The 16,926-nt window shown below is 37.6% G+C and carries 21 protein-coding genes; all 21 read right to left on the minus strand.

Annotation, left to right across the window (positions count from 1 at the left end):
• Positions 1 to 4: 4 nt before the first annotated feature.
• Positions 5 to 367 (minus strand): response regulator, encoded by a 363-nt coding sequence (locus tag NIZ91_15595; GenBank protein ID USY54159.1) that lies wholly within the window; start codon positions 365 to 367, stop codon positions 5 to 7.
• A gap of 22 nt (positions 368 to 389) precedes the next feature.
• Positions 390 to 1,514 (minus strand): flagellar motor switch phosphatase FliY, encoded by a 1,125-nt coding sequence (gene fliY / locus NIZ91_15600; protein USY54160.1) that lies wholly within the window; start codon positions 1,512 to 1,514, stop codon positions 390 to 392.
• Positions 1,511 to 2,506 (minus strand): flagellar motor switch protein FliM, encoded by a 996-nt coding sequence (fliM, locus tag NIZ91_15605; protein USY54161.1) that lies wholly within the window; start codon positions 2,504 to 2,506, stop codon positions 1,511 to 1,513. Before fliM ends, fliY begins: the two co-directional genes overlap by 4 nt.
• A gap of 30 nt (positions 2,507 to 2,536) precedes the next feature.
• Positions 2,537 to 2,968 (minus strand): flagellar basal body-associated protein FliL, encoded by a 432-nt coding sequence (fliL, locus tag NIZ91_15610; GenBank protein USY54162.1) that lies wholly within the window; start codon positions 2,966 to 2,968, stop codon positions 2,537 to 2,539.
• 3 nt (positions 2,969 to 2,971) lie between these two features.
• The gene (locus NIZ91_15615; protein USY54163.1) at positions 2,972 to 3,181 is read right to left on the minus strand and encodes a flagellar FlbD family protein; all 210 of its coding nucleotides are present in this window, start codon (positions 3,179 to 3,181) and stop codon (positions 2,972 to 2,974) included.
• A gap of 55 nt (positions 3,182 to 3,236) precedes the next feature.
• Positions 3,237 to 4,076: a flagellar basal body rod protein FlgG gene (flgG, locus tag NIZ91_15620; protein ID USY54164.1), complete on the minus strand. Its 840-nt coding sequence runs from the start codon at positions 4,074 to 4,076 to the stop codon at positions 3,237 to 3,239.
• Between the two features lie 25 nt (positions 4,077 to 4,101).
• Positions 4,102 to 4,533, minus strand: coding sequence for a flagellar hook assembly protein FlgD (flgD, locus tag NIZ91_15625; protein USY54165.1), 432 nt, complete (start codon positions 4,531 to 4,533; stop codon positions 4,102 to 4,104).
• A 9-nt stretch (positions 4,534 to 4,542) separates the two neighbouring features.
• Positions 4,543 to 5,724 carry a flagellar hook-length control protein FliK gene (locus NIZ91_15630; protein ID USY54166.1) on the minus strand — a complete coding sequence of 394 codons (1,182 nt, stop codon included), beginning with the start codon at positions 5,722 to 5,724 and terminating at the stop codon, positions 4,543 to 4,545.
• Positions 5,725 to 5,737: 13 nt separating this feature from the next.
• Positions 5,738 to 6,355: a hypothetical protein gene (locus NIZ91_15635; GenBank protein ID USY54167.1), complete on the minus strand. Its 618-nt coding sequence runs from the start codon at positions 6,353 to 6,355 to the stop codon at positions 5,738 to 5,740.
• Positions 6,356 to 6,363: 8 nt separating this feature from the next.
• A complete protein-coding gene (fliJ, locus tag NIZ91_15640; GenBank protein USY54168.1) occupies positions 6,364 to 6,807 on the minus strand; it encodes a flagellar export protein FliJ in 444 nt (147 codons plus the stop codon).
• Positions 6,804 to 8,123, minus strand: coding sequence for a flagellar protein export ATPase FliI (gene fliI, locus NIZ91_15645; GenBank protein ID USY54169.1), 1,320 nt, complete (start codon positions 8,121 to 8,123; stop codon positions 6,804 to 6,806). Before fliI ends, fliJ begins: the two co-directional genes overlap by 4 nt.
• Positions 8,098 to 8,892 carry a flagellar assembly protein FliH gene (fliH, locus tag NIZ91_15650; protein USY54170.1) on the minus strand — a complete coding sequence of 265 codons (795 nt, stop codon included), beginning with the start codon at positions 8,890 to 8,892 and terminating at the stop codon, positions 8,098 to 8,100. The genes fliI and fliH overlap by 26 nt, the downstream gene beginning before the upstream one ends.
• Entirely contained in the window at positions 8,885 to 9,904 is a 1,020-nt protein-coding gene (gene fliG / locus NIZ91_15655; GenBank protein USY54171.1) for a flagellar motor switch protein FliG, read from the minus strand. Before fliG ends, fliH begins: the two co-directional genes overlap by 8 nt.
• Before the next feature lie 11 nt (positions 9,905 to 9,915).
• On the minus strand, positions 9,916 to 11,505 hold the full coding sequence (fliF, locus tag NIZ91_15660; GenBank protein ID USY54172.1) for a flagellar M-ring protein FliF: 1,590 nt from the start codon (positions 11,503 to 11,505) through the stop codon (positions 9,916 to 9,918).
• A 59-nt stretch (positions 11,506 to 11,564) separates the two neighbouring features.
• Positions 11,565 to 11,861, minus strand: coding sequence for a flagellar hook-basal body complex protein FliE (gene fliE / locus NIZ91_15665; protein ID USY54173.1), 297 nt, complete (start codon positions 11,859 to 11,861; stop codon positions 11,565 to 11,567).
• A gap of 11 nt (positions 11,862 to 11,872) precedes the next feature.
• On the minus strand, positions 11,873 to 12,322 hold the full coding sequence (gene flgC, locus NIZ91_15670; protein USY54174.1) for a flagellar basal body rod protein FlgC: 450 nt from the start codon (positions 12,320 to 12,322) through the stop codon (positions 11,873 to 11,875).
• Positions 12,323 to 12,324: 2 nt separating this feature from the next.
• Positions 12,325 to 12,717, minus strand: coding sequence for a flagellar basal body rod protein FlgB (gene flgB / locus NIZ91_15675; protein USY54175.1), 393 nt, complete (start codon positions 12,715 to 12,717; stop codon positions 12,325 to 12,327).
• Between the two features lie 490 nt (positions 12,718 to 13,207).
• Entirely contained in the window at positions 13,208 to 13,987 is a 780-nt protein-coding gene (gene codY / locus NIZ91_15680) for a GTP-sensing pleiotropic transcriptional regulator CodY (protein ID USY54176.1), read from the minus strand.
• Positions 13,988 to 14,021: 34 nt separating this feature from the next.
• The gene (hslU, locus tag NIZ91_15685) at positions 14,022 to 15,422 is read right to left on the minus strand and encodes an HslU--HslV peptidase ATPase subunit (GenBank protein ID USY54177.1); all 1,401 of its coding nucleotides are present in this window, start codon (positions 15,420 to 15,422) and stop codon (positions 14,022 to 14,024) included.
• 15 nt (positions 15,423 to 15,437) lie between these two features.
• Positions 15,438 to 15,980, minus strand: coding sequence for an ATP-dependent protease subunit HslV (gene hslV, locus NIZ91_15690; GenBank protein ID USY54178.1), 543 nt, complete (start codon positions 15,978 to 15,980; stop codon positions 15,438 to 15,440).
• Positions 15,981 to 15,998: 18 nt separating this feature from the next.
• Positions 15,999 to 16,901 carry a tyrosine recombinase XerC gene (gene xerC, locus NIZ91_15695; GenBank protein ID USY54179.1) on the minus strand — a complete coding sequence of 301 codons (903 nt, stop codon included), beginning with the start codon at positions 16,899 to 16,901 and terminating at the stop codon, positions 15,999 to 16,001.
• Between the last annotated feature and the right edge of the window lie 25 nt (positions 16,902 to 16,926).

Here is a 16,926-nt window from a genome sequence, read left to right on the forward strand (position 1 = left end):
TTCTTTATCCTACAGCTTTTGAAATAGCTTCAAGAACTCGGTCTGCTTGGAATGGCTTGACGATAAAGTCTTTTGCGCCAGCTTGAATTGCATCGATAACCATTGCTTGTTGTCCCATCGCTGAACACATAATAACTCTCGCAGCTGGATTCAGTTGCTTAATCTCTTTTAAAGCCGTAATTCCATCCATTTCCGGCATTGTAATATCCATTGTTACAAGGTCTGGCTGATGCTCTTTATAAAGATCGATAGCTTGCATTCCATCAGCAGCTTCCCCTACAACCTCGTATCCATTTTTTGTAAGGATATCCTTAATCATCATACGCATAAATGCTGCATCGTCTACAATTAATACTCGTTTACTCATTTTATTTTCCCCCTATATAAAATTACTTTAATTTATTAATACGATCGCGCTGACTAACTATATCCGTCACGCGAACGCCAAAGTTTTCATCAATTACTACGACTTCACCTTTAGCAATCAGCTTGCTATTAATTAAAATGTCCACCGGCTCACCAGCAAGCTTGTCTAGTTCAATAATTGATCCTGATGACATCTCTAAGATTTCTTTAACAGTTCGTTTTGTGCGCCCTAACTCAACAGTTACTTGAAGCGGTATATCTAGTAACATACCTAAATTACGTGTTTCTGGCTGTGAAGGCATTTCATTTCCATCAAAAGATGAAAAAGCAACAGGTTGAACATTAACAGGAGCTGCTGGCATAACTGGCTCTTGCTGTAATGGTTCACTTACATGATTCTCCAACGGCTGAGAAGGGGCTTCTTGAATAATTTCATCCTCTTCTTCCTCGTGAGCAACCGGATTTAACAGTTCATTTACTAATCCTTTTGCAAAAGGCAAAGATAAAAGCTGCATAATATTAGAGTCAATTAACGTGCCAACTTTTAAGTTGAATGAAACTTTAACTAAGACATCGTCACCTTCTAGTAAGTTCGCTCCTTCTCCCTCTGGAAGATCTAAGATGTCAAGGCTCGGTGGTGAAATATCTACTTTCTTTTGAAAAATCGTAGACATAGACGTGGCTGCCGAGCCCATCATTTGGTTCATTGCTTCTTGAACAGCACTTTGTTTAATTTCATCTAGCAATTCTCCTGGATTTTTTCCGTCTCCACCAAGCATTAAATCAGCAATAATAGCTGCATCACTTTGTTTAATAACAAGTAAATTTCGCCCTGAAATTCCTTCTGTATAATGAACTTCTACCGCAACATGCGGATTAGGAAATTCTTCTTTTAATTCTTCTTTATGAATCAATGAAACATAAGGTGTTGTAATATCAACTTTTTGGTTTAATAAAGTTGACAACGCAGTAGCAGAACTACCAAATGAAATATTGCCAATTTCACCAAGCGCATCGCGTTCCATCTCCGTAAAGTGCTTACTAATTTCACTTTCTTCTATGTTGCTACTTGAAGGCATAGGGTCTAATGAAGACGTTCCTTTTAACAATGCATCGATTTCATCTTGAGAAAGCATATCTCCTGTCATAGCGACGTTCCCCCCTTAAACTGATTTAAGATTTGAATTGCTAACTTCCTTTTCAACTGTCCAGGCTGTGCACTAAACTTTGGCACGCCGCCAACTTGAACGGTAAGAGGTTGATTAACCCCTCGATCCAATCGAATAATATCTCCCTTATCTAAGGAAAGGAAGTCTTCAATGGATATATCAGTTTGCCCTAGCATTGCAACAACTGGAACCGTTGCATCTTGAACTTGTGTTCGAAGCTGTTCAACCTCTAATTCGTTTGGCTCTTTTTTAGATGACTGCATCCAATAATGCACCGATAATTTTGAAATAATAGGCTCCAGCGTAACGTGTGGAATACATAAGTTAATCATGCCTGTTTCTTCACCAATTTGTACACTTAGTGAAATGACCACAACAATCTCATTTGGTGATATAACTTGTAAAAACTGTGGGTTCACTTCAAATTCTTCCATTGCTGGATTAATCACAGCAACTGAGCTCCAGGCCTCTTCCATACTATCTAGCGTTTTATCTAACAAATTACAAAGTAGTTTGGTTTCAATCTCTGTTAAGTTATCTATTTTTTTATTTCCAGCTTCCCCTTTACCGCCTAAAATGCGGTCTAACATTGCGTATGCAATATTTGGATTTACTTCCATGATCACTCTGCCATCCAATGGTTCGACTGACATGACATTTAAAACCGTCATACTCGGAACCGAACGAACAAATTCTTCATAAGGGATTTGGTCTGCTGATACAACTGAAACCTGTGTTATCGTGCGTAGTTGAGCTGACAGCAATGTTGTTAACAGTCTCGCATAGTTCTCATAGATTCTTGTTAAACTTCTAATTTGATCTTTTGAAAATCGTAGGGCCCTTTTAAAATCATAGGACCTGACGCGATTTTTCGTATTTTCGTCTTTTAACTGCTGTGCATCCATCTCTCCTGTCGACAGCGCAGACAACAGTGCGTCAATCTCATTTTGAGACAATACATCACCGGCCAAAAACCTCACCTCCTACCTGCCATCTTCCCATTATTGTAGAACCTTGGAGGTCGTATAAATCTTTACCACATGCCCAGTCTCCATCGAGCTATCGATTTGCTTGGAAATTCGCTCTTCAAGTGCTTTTAAACCTTTTTTCCCCTCGAAATCCTCAGCTGTCATCTCCGATAGTTCTTTAATAATGATGTCTTTTACTTGGAACTCTCTTTTCTGCAATTCTTTAGCTGCCTTTTTGCTGTCCATTTGAATCTTAAATGATAGACTAATATAATTATTGCTTTTTAAATTCGTTTTAATATCAGCAATATCAACAGATGAATCAATCACTTCATCAATGGAAGGAGCCGCTTCAGCTACCGGCTCGCTTGTTAGCTTTAACGTTACAATAACCGCAATACTTCCAATCAATGTCAAAGACAATAAAATAATAACCATAGTACCAACTAACTTATTTTTAAACAAAGCTTACTCCTCCATATCACGTCGCAGACCCAACACATTAACCGATTGATAATAAGCGCATACCTTTTCGTTCACTTCAGCAACTGATTCTTTTACAACCAACTTTTTATTGTTTGTTAGCGTAATGGTCGTGTCAGGAAAGGATTCCACTTGCTCTATGTGAATTGCATTTAGCGTAAATTGCTTTCCATTTAATCTTGTTAAAGTTACCATACCTGATAAAAAGCCAAACTGATAAGCTCAGCTTCTTTCCTCCTAGGCTATTAATTTATCGTTTTAAGTTGACCAACTCTTGTAGAATTTCATCAGAAGTTGTGATGATGCGCGTATTTGCTTGGAAACCACGCTGGGATACGATCATTTCTGTAAATTCTTCCGATAAGTCAACGTTAGACATCTCTAAAGCGCTTGATACGAGCGTTCCTGTTCCGTTTGCTCCTGGTTCATTTAATTGAAAGCCACCTCCATCTATTACACTACCTGAGTTAGCTGTTTCAGAAAAAAGGTTACCTCCGACTTTTTCAAGACCGTCGTTGTTCGGAAACTTTGCTAAAACAACTCGACCAGCAGTTTGTAAAGTGCCTTGAGCATTCACGTAGTTCACGGTTCCATCTTGGCCGATACTAAAGCTTTTAGCATCGTTAGGAATTTGTAACTTTCCTAGGCCGCCTCCTGCTGTTTCACCAATCAAAAAGAGCCCTTCTGCGGTTACCACGTTACCGTCTGCATCTAGATAAAAGTTTCCAGCTCTTGTATACAGCGGATCATTCACCACTTGACTCCCGGCACCTGTTCCAACAGTAAAGAACCCTTCTCCTGAAATAGCCAGGTCAAGTGGCCGACCGGTTGGCTGAATGCTTCCAGAAGTATGTATCGTATCAATTGTTCCAATTTGAGATCCAAGGCCTACCTGCTTTGGATTCACGCCGCCTCGATTCTCTCCCGGTGCACTCGCTCCTGCTATTTGCTGACTAACTAAATCTTTAAATGTTGTACGCCCTTTCTTAAAGCCATAGGTATTAACATTTGAAATATTATTACCAATTACGTCTAACTTCGTTTGAAAATTTTTCATTCCACTAATTCCAGAATACATTGAACGTAACATGTAATTTCCCCCTTATTTATAGTGTTTAACGAGTGACCGATAAAATATCGTTAAGAGTTAACGTTGTATTAGATTCATCATCTAACATAAAAGTAAGCTTACCGTCTTTTACAGAAGTGGCTTTCACAACAGCTTCTTTCTCTTTATTCGTTTCATCCATCCAGGAAACTGTCTTGCCAATAAGCTCACTGCCTTTTAAAATTGGAGATTCACTTTGGACTGCTTGTAAAAATCCCTCTATTGATGTGCTCATATTTGTCATTTGTTCCAGTGTTGAAAACTGAGCCATTTGAGAAATAAATTCCTTGTCTTCCATAGGACTAGTTGGGTCTTGATTTTGTAATTGGGTAATTAAAATCTTTAAAAAATCATCTTTTCCTAGTGAACTTGAGCCTGTTTGCTTTTGCTGTACGGGCTGATTTGCTAAATATAAATTGGATTGAATGGCATCTGTCATCTTCGTCACCTACACATTGTAGTTAATTAATGCTTCTTCTAATGAGTTCAAAAAAGGTTGATTTCTTTCTTCATCCTCTTCATCTTTTACAGTTTGCTTTTCTTGCTTATGTCTTTGCTCCTGGTGCTCCTTATCGTTCGCCATCCACTGATCAGCTGTATGAAAAACCTCAACCTTATCCATTTGCACCTGCTGATTCATCAGCGTTTGTTTCAAAGACCCTAGCTGAGTATCTAAGAGGTCTTTTGTTTGAGAAGATGATGCAATAATTCGAGCGACAGTCTCATGATTTCGCTGCACTAACTCAATTTGAATCGATCCTAATCTTTCAGGGAAAAGCTTTAACACTAGCTTCGTTTGAGAGGCATTCTGATGAAAAGAAGCTTTCACCAGTAGCTCTTGAATTTGCTTCATCACCTTTGATGCTTGCATATCTTTTGGTAAATTCGTGTTTACGTGAAGCGATAGCTGTTGCAGCTTGCTCATTTCACCCGGTATAAACGCCCCTTTATCAACAGAATTTTTTTGATCACCTGACTCACCAGCTTCTATTCTTGTTAATTGGTTAATTGGCATCAAATGATTATCACGTGCTGCAGCAATCCTTTTGGTAATTATGTCGATAAACTTGTTCATCTCTTTATGAGAGAACTGAACAGGTTGTATCTCAGGCTGCTGTAGCTTTTCTTGCAGTGTTTTTAGCTGACTGGGCTCCACTGGAACAAGCTCTCGCAAAAGTTGAAAAAACTGCTGAAATTCTTTAACAAAATTTTTTATGTTTCCCCGTAACGTGACATCTTCTGAGTGCGCCTTTAAATTCGTAGCACTGGAAAGCAATTGCTGAAGCTTAGACTCTTTTGTTCCGCTCGTAGGGAGCTGTTGAATAAACTCCATAAAAGGTTTAAACAAAATACTTTGCTCTTCTCCCTCTATCTTGTTACCATCCCCTTCTTCTAAATGAAGCTCAAACAACGCCAAAAATTCAGTCAAGTCTTCGCTACTAGCTACGTTCATTATTTGATTGTTTAAAGGCTGGTTAATCGGTTGACTGCTTTCACTGAGATTATTAGTCGTTTCAATTACTCCATATAGCATCGTTTGAAATAAAAAAGGATTCTCTGTCACAACTGTAGTATCTACCTTTGGCTTATCCTTCATAACTGGAAACATAGGCTGCATAGCTACCTTCATTTCTTCACCTCCATTACTCACTCAACGGCTCAGCTAGTAAACTTGTATAGCGAGCTGCAACGGTAGGGTCCATCTTTTCTAAGACTTTCGTGCGTGCATCCGTTTTTAATGCTTTTAGCAGCAAGATAGCTTCATTTTCTTTTAATTCGGTAAAAATGAGAGCTGCTTTCGCTGGCTTCATCTTTTCATAAGTCGAGACAATATCTTTCTGTTCATCATCTCCATCACCTTCTTGACTAGAAGCACCTTTCTCATCTTCTGAATCCCTAATCTTAATTTTCAACTCATCAATCTCACGCTCTTTAGCCATTATTTCTTCTTCTAAGCTTTGAATATTGTCTTCTTTCTTTTGAAGCTTTTCGTTTAGGCTCTTTATTTGATTTTCTAATTCTTTATTTGCCTGTTGCTGATTAGTAGATTTTAAACTTTCATTATCGTTTCCTATTACAGGAAGAGATGACGTTGCCGACGAGATTTTCTCTTGAACATCGACTCCACTAATTGTTAAACCAATATAAATAGCTGTAATAATGAACAGCAGTGGTATAAAAATAATAAATAAGAAAACTTGCCACTTACTATGCTTTTTTTCTTCTACCTCTTCATAATCATTTTGCTTTTTTTTAGCCATTTCCTCACCTAATTTCTGTGTAGCATAAACTGTTGCAGAGAAATCTCATCCATTTGTTTACTTTCTGCATCACCCTGAGTTTTTAGGTAGCTTGTATAGCTCTTGTCTTTAAGCTTTTCATACTTTTTGCACTCAATATTTTTTTCTTGAAGTTTCAGTTCCCTCATACTCATCTGCTGTCGTGCCAACATGACGTCTCGCTGAAGATTAGCAATTGTCACTTCAACACTTTCAAGCGCTTGTTGAAAAAATTTAATCTCACTAATTACCAAACCACTTTTAAACTTTTTTGCCTGAACTTCAAGTAGTTCTTCTTTCTGCTTGAGCTTATCGTAAAGCTCCTGCCCGACTTGTTCGAAATATTGAACTGATTCGTTATATTGAGCTAATAAACGATTTTTTTCATCTTGCTTGATCGTCATGACTTTTGCCAACTTAAATTGATACGTCACATTCGTTCACCTTTCTGAAAGAGCTGTTTTAGTATCTCTACGCTATCTGTAAGCGTCGGATGTTCATTCGTTTCTTGCTTTAAAAATGAAATAAGTTCTGGATAATATGAAATAGCTTCATCGATTTCAGCAGAGGAGCCTCTTTTGTAGGCACCAATATTAATAAGATCTTCCGCTTCAATATATGTAGAAAGTAGTAACCGTAGCTTTTCAGCACTTATTTTATGATTTTCTTCTACAATATGATTCATTACGCGACTAATACTTTTGAGCACATTAATGGCTGGATATTGACCTTTATTAGCTAAATTCCGGTCCAGTACGATATGCCCGTCAACGATTCCTCGAACCGTATCGGCAATTGGTTCATTCATATCATCACCGTCAACTAATACCGTATAAAATGCTGTAATAGAGCCTTGTTCAGTAGTACCTGTTCTTTCTAGCAGACGCGGTAGTGAAGCAAAAACCGACGGCGTATATCCTTTGGTTGTAGGAGGCTCTCCTACAGCTAAGCCAATTTCTCTCTGCGCCATAGCAACGCGTGTAACGGAATCCATCATCATCATGACGTTAAGCCCTTGGCTTCGGAAATATTCTGCAATCGATGTAGCTGTATACGCAGCCTTCATTCGTAACAACGGAGGTTGATCAGACGTCGCGACAACGACGATTGAGTTTCTCAATCCTTCCGAACCTAAGTCTCTTTCAATAAACTCACGGACCTCCCGACCTCGTTCTCCTACTAATGCAATAACGTTGACATCTGCATTCGTATTTCTCGCAATCATTCCCATGAGCGTACTTTTCCCAACTCCACTTCCTGCAAAGATTCCAATCCGCTGACCCTTACCGACTGTAAGCAAACTGTCAATCGCCCGAACTCCTACTTCAATTGGTTCAGAAATCGGTGGGCGATGCAATGGATTAGGAGGGTCCTGTTCGGTTAGTACTGAAGGAAGATAACTAGGTAAGCTAGTTCCATCAAGTGGATTACCTAGGGAATCTAGCGCTCGCCCAATCAATTCAGCTCCTACTTTTACTTGAAGAGGCTTTTCAGTCGTTTCCACTATGCAGCCAGGTCCAATATATCGAACAGATGTATAGGGCATTAAAATGACATGCTCATCTTTAAATCCAACCACTTCTGCTTGAATTCGTTCACAAGTATCTTTTAAATGGATGTAGCAAACATCACCAATTGAAGCTTGTGGCCCTCTTGATTCAATCATCATGCCAATGACTCTGCTAACTTTCCCATATCGTTTAAACGAAGAGAGATGAGCTATTTCAGGAATAAGCTGTTTCACTTTCACTTTGCTTTTCCTCCATTAAACGTAATTTCAATTTCTTCTTTAGTTCCATTAATTGACTATCAACAGATGCATCGAGCTTTCCATATACCGACTCAATAATGCAATTCTCACCTGTTAAATTTTCATCTGCGTATATGAATAAACTAGCTTCTCCATTCAATATATCGAACAATTGCTGTTTATTTTCACACATCATTTCATAATGGCAAGGTGCCACAAAGATTCGAAGCTCTTTGCTTTCTCTAACTTCCTTTATTGCTTGCTTAACCAGTGATAAAAAGCCCTGCTCATTATCACGTTGAAGTTTTTGCCCAATGACTTTCTCAGCAAGTGTAAAACCAAGCTCTAATATAACCTCTTCAGCTTGAGAAAGGTAATCAGTATAATCTCTTTTAGCCACGTTAACAGCAGCTTGCGCTTCTTCTAAAAGTGCTATATAGTCCTGATATCCCGCATGTTGCCCCTCACTATATCCGGCATTAAAACCTTTTTTCTTCTCCGCTTCATACAGCTGTACTTTTTCATTTTCCCACTGCTGGCGTTCTGCTTTAATTTGCTGCTTGACTTCTAGTAGTCTTGCCTCAGCTTCTTCATAAAGACGCGCAGATGCTTCTTTTGCTTCAGTAATAATTTTGTCAGGATTTTCATTATTTACTGCTCGGCCATTTGAATTGTTCAAATTTTTTTCACTAAATAGTGGCTTGATTTCAATTTTTTTGGCTGAATCATTTACATGGTTTGCATAGATAGATTTAATGATACTAGACAATAATATCGTCTCCTCCACCTCTTGCAATAACTACTTCTCCCATGTCTTCTAATCTACGAATGGCCCCCACAATGCGAGATTGAGCTTCTTCTACATCTTTTAAACGGACGGGTCCCATATACTCCATTTCTTCTGTAAACGTATCTACCATTCGCTTAGACATATTGCGGAATATAATATCTTTTACTTCTTCACTTGCTACCTTTAAGCTCAACAGCAAGTCTTCATTTTCAACTTCACGAACGACACGCTGAATCGATCGGTTATCCAAGGTCACAATATCTTCAAAGACAAACATACGCTGCTTGATCTCTTCAGCAAGCTCTGGATCTTGAATTTCTAGAGTATCAATAATAATTTTCTCTGTTGCACGATCCACACCATTTAACACTTCGACAACCGTCTCAATTCCACCAGTATGAGTATAATCTTGGGTCACCGTTGTCGAAAGCTTTCTTTCTAAAATTTGTTCTACCTCACTGATGACTTCTGGAGATGTGCTATCCATTGTAGCAATTCTTCTTGCAATATCACCTTGACGCTCTTGAGGTAAAGATGACAGAATCTGCCCCGCCTGAGCTGGTTCTAAATAGGATAGAATCAAAGCAATTGTTTGCGGATGCTCATGCTGAATAAAGTTTAAAAGTTGCATTGGTTCTGCTTTACGAGCAAAATCGAATGGTCGAACTTGCAAAGATGAAGTTAAACGATTAATAATCATTATGGCTTGTTCAGGACCTAAAGCTTTTTCCAATACTTCCTTGGCATAAGTAATGCCACCTTTTTCTATATAATTCTGAGCAATTGTCATTTGCTCAAATTCTTTTAAAACGGCTTCTTTAATTGCAGGCTCTACTTTTCGCATCGAAGAAATCTCAAACGTTAACTGTTCAATTTCATCTTCGCTTAAATGCTTATAGACGGAAGCGGATGCATCAGGACCAAGGGAAATTAATAAAATAGCTGCTTTTTGCTTGCCTGTTAATTCACTTTTACTTACTACTTTCGCCACTATACTCCCTCCTACTCCTCACTAATCCAAGTGCGCAATAGCTTTGCGAATTCATCTGGTTGCTCACCTGCAAGCTCTTCTAGACGTTTTCTTGACTGCTGTTCTTCACTTAGGACAGGAGGCTTTTGAATAGTTTCAATTGGTTCTTCATACTCACCTTCATATTCATAGAACTCGTCTTTCAATTCCCTTCTACGCTTTAACAATAAGAAAAGAAGTGCAAGGATAACGAGCAGTAAGCCACCACCCACAAAGTATAGCCATGTTGGAATCCCGCTTTGTTGCTGATTAGAGGCTACTTGCTGTTCTTTAAACGGCTGTACGGAAACTACAATTTTGTCGGCAATCTGATTGTCAGTTAACTCCGCACCTTGTTCATCCTTTGAAATTGACGTACGAACAATTGTGCTTAACACTTGCTGAATGTCATCCTCTAAACTCCCAGCTAGTTCACCTTCACCGTTTGCATTAGAAGGATCAATCATTACTTGAATTCCTAAATCACGAACTTTATAAGGACTCTCTACGATTTCTTTACGAATTCTATTTACTTCGTTATTAATTCGTTCTTCTGCTTTTTCATAATCCCCGCTATCATTGCTTCCACTTTCAACATAATTTGTTGTATCTTCTTCACCAGTTCCTGCAATCCCACCGTCTTCAGGATTCTTTCCGGTAAACGTCTCATTGATTCTCTCTACGCTTACTGCAAGGCCTTCCATATTTTCTTTATCTACAGGTTCAACTAGATTCTCTTCTCGGTTCTCCTGCGTAAAGTCAATATCAGCGGTTACAGAAACCATGACTTTGTCTTGTCCAACCAATCTACCTAACATTTGTTGAACTTGACGCTGAACATCACGTTCAATTTCTTTTTTAATACCGTGCTGAGTAGCAAAACTAGATGAATTAGACATTTCTTCGCTGCTCTTTAAGTCGAAATATTCAAAGTTTTGATTCATAATTACGATATTATCCGTAGGTAAATTTGGAACACTTTTTGAAACCAAATGATAGAGAGATTTTATTTGCCCCTCATCGAATTTGTAGCCTGGCTGTGTATTTAAAACAATTGATGCTGAAGCTTCTCCCTGCTCATCTTTCACCCAAACACTTTCTTCCGGCAAACTAATCATCACGTTTGCATTATTGACACCTTGGATATTCTTCATCAGGTTAGCTATTTCTGTTTGCATAGCTTCCAGCTTCACAACGTTAAATTCATTATCTGTCATACCAAATCCAGCATTTTGTCCAAAGAAGGAATAATCGATGCTCCCGCTGTCTGGTATACCTTGTGCAGCAAGATCCACCTTTAATGAATCAACATGTTGTTCCGGTACTGAAATAACCGTTCCGTTTTCTGAGATTTCAGAAGGGATCTTTCTTGTATCCAGTTCTGCTTTAATTTGACCTGTTTCCTGTACGGACAAGTTGCTGTATAGGGGGACAAACTTCTCATTCGTTGCTACTAAAGAAATAGCAATAAGGGCAATTAGTAGCGCCAGGGGGCCACCAATGATTAAGCCTTTTTGAATCTTAGTGCGCTTTGACCAGAACGCACCTATCTGATTTTTATAGAGTGCTAGTTTTTCATTCATTACAATCCTCCGGCTATTACTTGTTTTCTATCTAGGGATGAAATAACCGCAACCATTTATTACATCTGCATACGCATCATTTCTTGATATGCTTCAACAGCTTTATTACGTATTTCAATTGTCGTCTGCATCGCGATACTGGCTTTTTGTGATACAATCATGACATTATGTAAATCAATTTTCTCTCCACGAGCTAACTTTTCCGTGGCCAAATCTGATGCCTTTTGTGCATTATTTACTTTGTTTAACGATTCTTTTAAAAGATTTGAAAATTCACTATGAGCTTCTTTAACTGTCCCTGTGTTTGATACTTTCTCAGTTAGTATCGGCATTTGATGCTGAATTGCTTGAATCATACTTTTTCACCTTACTTTCCTATTTCCAATGCTTTCAATAATAAATTTTTATTTGCGTTTAACACTGTAACGTTCGCTTCATATGATCTTGTTGCACCAATTAAATCCGTCATCTCTTTTAATGGATCCACATTTGGAAGTTGAACATATCCTTCTTCGTTTGCATCAGGATGCGTTGGGTTATAGACAAGCTTAAAAGGGGATTGATCTTCTGTTACTGCCTTAACTCTCACACCGCCCGCTGAGCTTTTACTCATTTCACTTTGTAGTAACGAAGAAAAGCTTGAACCACCGCTCGATTGCAGTGCAACCATTTTTCTGCGATATGGCTGCCATTCTCCATTTACAAGTTCACTTCTCGTTGTTTCGGCATTCGCCATATTAGAAGAAATAACATCCATTCGCAGTCGATTAGCAGTTAAAGCTGAGCCAGATATGCTGAGGTTTTGAAATATTGACATCTCTATTTCCCTCCTCTAACGACAGTTTGTAGAGAATTAAATTTACCGTTAAGACGATCAATTAATGCTTCATAATAAATTTGATTTTCTGCCATTGCAGTCATTTCTTTATCTAAATCAATTCCGTTACCATTTTCTTGGTATGCGTAATTTGTTGTTGAAATAACAGCTGCTTGTTCCGATGATTTTGAGAATTCAATATGCTTCTCATTTGTGCGATAAGCTTTCAATGAATGTTGAAGCTCTGCCTGAAATTGATTCTTTCGAGATACATCTTTAGCCTTATAGTTTGGCGTATCTACATTTGCAATGTTTTGAGAAATTGTTTGCTGCTTAAGCATTGAATAGTTCAGACCATGCTCTAATGACTGAATTGTTCCTGAAAATAAACTCATATAGGACACCTACTTACCATGTTTGGTTTTTTGACAAATTTCGACTTTTATACCATAAAGCCTATTGTAAAAAAAAGTATGGTTCTTGTCTATACCTAACAAGGAACTTTTGTACTACATTACTAAAATTTATCATTGAATTAACAAATCTATTTTAACACCTATAAAATAGGTTCGTGCTCTTTTTTCGACAAAATACACTAAATATAATTAATAAGACTCTTATAAATTACTTTTAATGTAATTTATAAGAGTCTTAAATACTAAAAATTGAAAGATTAATCGATTTTAAGTATAGTCTTAATGGATTATATTTATTCAAATTAACTAGTTCTTTATGATCTTTTGGTGTTTCAATTAAAAATTAAACAAAAATGATAATAGTTCTATTAACTCGCATTTTATATAAAAAAGGTACTTTTTCAGGAGAGAAACCTTAACAAAAAAAGAGACCTTTGACTGCTAGTCAAAGGTCTCTTTACTCTAACGATTAGTTTGATTTTAATTTTGCTAATTCAACAAGAAACTTGCTGTTTAATACTTTAATATACGTTCCTTTCATTCCTAGAGAACGTGACTCAATTACACCAGCACTTTCAAGCTTACGAAGTGCATTTACAATTACAGAGCGTGTAATTCCTACACGGTCAGCAATTTTACTTGCTACTAATAAACCTTCATTGCCATTTAACTCTTCAAAAATATGCTCAATTGCTTCTAACTCACTGTATGATAGTGAACTAATAGCCATTTGAACAACTGCTTTACTACGAGCTTCCTCTTCAATCTCTTCAGCTTTCTCACGAAGAATCTCCATACCAACTACAGTTGCCCCATATTCAGCTAGGATTAAATCATCATCTGCAAAGTTACGATCTAAACGAGCTAATACTAACGTACCTAATCTTTCCCCTCCACCAATAATTGGAACGATTGTTGTTAAACCAGCTTCAAAAAGCTCTTTGTTTTCAACAGGGAACGCTGTGTATTCGCTATTAATATCTAAGTTTGAAGATGTTTCAGAAATGTTGAATAAGTTTTGCGTATACTCTTCTGGGAATTGACGTGCTTCTAACATACCCTTCATACGGTCATTTTCAATCTGTTGTTTAACTGCAATTCCTAACAACTTACCGCGACGACTAACGACAAACACGTTTGACTCGATAACTTCGCATAAAGTTTCAGCCATTTCTTTAAAGTTTACTGGTTTCCCAGCAGCCTTTTGTAACATCGCATTAATCTTTCTAGTTTTTCCTAATAAATCCATTATTCTTGTTCCTCCTGAAATCTCTATTCTATACCTATAAAATAAATTGACTTAAATCTTTATTTTTCGCAATCTTTTCTAACTTACTTTCCACGTATTGAGGAGTAATAACGATCTTTTCTAACGTGACTTCTGGCGCTTCAAATGATAGGTCTTCGAGTAACCTTTCAAGAATAGTATGAAGTCTTCTTGCCCCAATATTATCCGTATCTTGGTTAACATGAAAGGCAATTTCTGCAATCTTACGTATAGCATCGTCAGAAAATTCAATTTGTATACCTTCAGTTTCCAATAATGCTACATATTGTTTTAATAGTGCATTATCTGGTTCAACTAAAATACTCATAAAATCTTCTACCGTTAATTTTGTCAACTCAACACGAATTGGAAAACGCCCTTGTAATTCCGGAATTAAATCCGAAGGCTTGGAAACATGAAACGCACCCGCAGCAATAAATAACACATGATCTGTCTTAATTGCTCCATACTTTGTTACAATTGTAGAACCTTCTACAATTGGAAGGATATCGCGTTGCACACCTTCACGTGATACATCCGCCGAAGAAGAATTACCGCTTTTTTGAGCAATTTTGTCAATTTCATCAATAAAGATAATTCCATACTGTTCTGCACGATGAATGGCTTCTTGTGTCACTTCATCCATATCAATTAATTTTTGTGCTTCTTCGTTTGTTAACACTTTACGAGCTTCTTTCACCGTAAGTTTACGCTTTTTCTGTTTCTTTGGCATAAAGTTACTTAAAGCATCTTGCATATTCATCCCCATCTGTTCCATACCCGAACCTTGAAGCATATCAAACATTGAAGGTTGCTGTTCTTCTACCTCAATTGTTACATAATGATCCTCAAGCTCTCCAAGGGCTAACTGATGAGCGACTTGCTTACGCTTTGTTTCAACATTTACTTCTTCTTCTTGTTCTGCTTGAGTATCGGCTTGCTGTGAATTATTGGAGAAAATCATTTCAAATGGATTTTTAAATGCCTGTTGCTTTTTCTTGCTTGGAACTAAAAGTTCAACAAGACGCTTATTGGCATTTCTTTGCGCACTATCCGATACAGAAACCATTTTTTCTTCTTTCACTAATCGAACTGATGTCTCCACTAAATCACGGACCATTGATTCTACATCACGACCAACGTAACCTACTTCTGTAAACTTTGTTGCTTCTACTTTAATAAAGGGTGCACCAACAAGCTTCGCAAGTCTGCGTGCAATCTCTGTTTTACCAACACCAGTGGGCCCAATCATTAAAATGTTTTTGGGAACAACTTCATCTTTCAAAGCTTCATTTAGTAAGCTACGTCGATAACGATTTCTTAGCGCAACGGCAACCGCTTTTTTTGCACTTGTTTGGCCAACAATATATTGATCAAGCTTTTCAACTATTTGTCGAGGCGTTAAATGAGAATTCATAGAAAATCCCCTTTCCTACAGTTCTTCTACAATAATTTGATTATTCGTATACACACAAATCTCACTTGCAACATCCAAAGCAGCTTTTGCAATTTCTTTTGCAGTTAAATGTTCTCCGGCATGCTGTTTTAATGCACGGCCAGCCGATAATGCATAATTCCCACCAGAACCGATAGCTAAAATTCCATCATCAGGCTCAATGACCTCACCTGTTCCCGAAACCAATAATAGGCTATCTCTGTTCATCACAATCAGCATAGCTTCTAGTTTGCGTAAAACTTTATCACTTCGCCATTGCTTTGCTAATTCAACTGATGCACGCTGTAAATTGCCATTATATTCTTCTAGCTTGCTCTCAAACATTTCGAACAATGTGAACGCATCAGCAACTGAACCTGCAAACCCGGCTAAAACCTGTCCTTGAAATAAGCGACGCACTTTTTTAGCTGTATGCTTCATTACAACAGCATTTCCAAACGTCACTTGCCCATCACCTGACATAGCGCATTGACCATTATGTTGAACGGCAAAAATCGTTGTAGCATGAAATGTAGACATAATAACTAACTCCTCCTTCTATGCACGAGGATGATGATTCATATATACTGTTTTTAACCGATCCTTCGTTACATGCGTATATATTTGAGTTGTGGATAAATTTTCATGACCAAGTAGCTCTTGAACCGTACGTAAGTCAGCTCCTTCGTTTAATAAGTGCGTAGCAAAGGTATGACGTAAAACGTGAGGACTAATATGTATGTTCTCTGCTGTTTTATTCATAAGGTTTTCAATAACTAACCGAATACCTCGATCCGTCAATGGTGTTCCGCGATTATTTAAAAAGAGCGCATTCGTTTTGGTAGCGCTTTTGCTTTTTAACTGCACTCGCCCATTCTGTATATATGTATGAAGAGAATTCTTTGCATATTTACCAAATGGAACGTAGCGCTGTTTTTTTCCTTTTCCATGCACAAGAAGCGTTTGAAGTGAAAAGTCAATATCACTTAGCTGAATGGTTGCACATTCGCTCACACGAATTCCCGTAGCATACATTAATTCAAGGATTGCTTGATTACGTTGCCCGAGAGGCGTACTATGATCATTTAGTTCAAACAGTTTCATCAGCTCTTCAGCATAAAGAAAGCGCGGCGTGTACTGATCTTTTTTCGGCAATGAAACAAGCACAAACGGATTTTCAATCACTATTTGTTCACGATACAAGTATCGATAAAAGCTTCGTAAACACGAAATCTTTCTCGACATTGATTTTTTTGAATATGACTTTTCATATAACCTTGTTAAAAACAGTCTCGCATCTGCATATGTAACATCTTGTAAATTTTGTATTTGTTCTGCTTCTAAAAAAGAAATGAACGACTCAATATCTTTTTCATAGCAATCAACTGTATATTGTGAATAGTTCTTTTCAATTTGTAAATATTCTAGGAAGGAATTTAAAGAAACTTTAACAAATTCCACTCATATCACCTCACAAGGGCTACTA

Origin of the sequence: Bacillus sp. 1780r2a1 (genome assembly GCA_024134725.1) — a bacterium.
Lineage (GTDB): Bacteria > Bacillota > Bacilli > Bacillales > Bacillaceae_H > Priestia > Priestia aryabhattai_A.

Coding starts and splice junctions, on each gene's coding strand:
- NIZ91_15595 (USY54159.1), bottom strand. CDS start 367: ATGAGTAAACGAGTATTAATTGTAGACGATGCAGCATTTATGCGTATG.
- fliY (USY54160.1), bottom strand. CDS start 1,514: ATGACAGGAGATATGCTTTCTCAAGATGAAATCGATGCATTGTTAAAA.
- NIZ91_15615 (USY54163.1), bottom strand. CDS start 3,181: ATGGTAACTTTAACAAGATTAAATGGAAAGCAATTTACGCTAAATGCA.
- flgG (USY54164.1), bottom strand. CDS start 4,076: ATGTTACGTTCAATGTATTCTGGAATTAGTGGAATGAAAAATTTTCAA.
- flgD (USY54165.1), bottom strand. CDS start 4,533: ATGACAGATGCCATTCAATCCAATTTATATTTAGCAAATCAGCCCGTA.
- NIZ91_15630 (USY54166.1), bottom strand. CDS start 5,724: ATGAAGGTAGCTATGCAGCCTATGTTTCCAGTTATGAAGGATAAGCCA.
- NIZ91_15635 (USY54167.1), bottom strand. CDS start 6,355: ATGGCTAAAAAAAAGCAAAATGATTATGAAGAGGTAGAAGAAAAAAAG.
- fliF (USY54172.1), bottom strand. CDS start 11,505: ATGAATGAAAAACTAGCACTCTATAAAAATCAGATAGGTGCGTTCTGG.
- fliE (USY54173.1), bottom strand. CDS start 11,861: ATGATTCAAGCAATTCAGCATCAAATGCCGATACTAACTGAGAAAGTA.
- flgC (USY54174.1), bottom strand. CDS start 12,322: ATGTCAATATTTCAAAACCTCAGCATATCTGGCTCAGCTTTAACTGCT.
- flgB (USY54175.1), bottom strand. CDS start 12,717: ATGAGTTTATTTTCAGGAACAATTCAGTCATTAGAGCATGGTCTGAAC.
- codY (USY54176.1), bottom strand. CDS start 13,987: ATGGATTTATTAGGAAAAACTAGAAAGATTAATGCGATGTTACAAAAG.
- hslU (USY54177.1), bottom strand. CDS start 15,422: ATGAATTCTCATTTAACGCCTCGACAAATAGTTGAAAAGCTTGATCAA.
- hslV (USY54178.1), bottom strand. CDS start 15,980: ATGTCTACATTTCATGCTACAACGATTTTTGCCGTTCAACATAATGGT.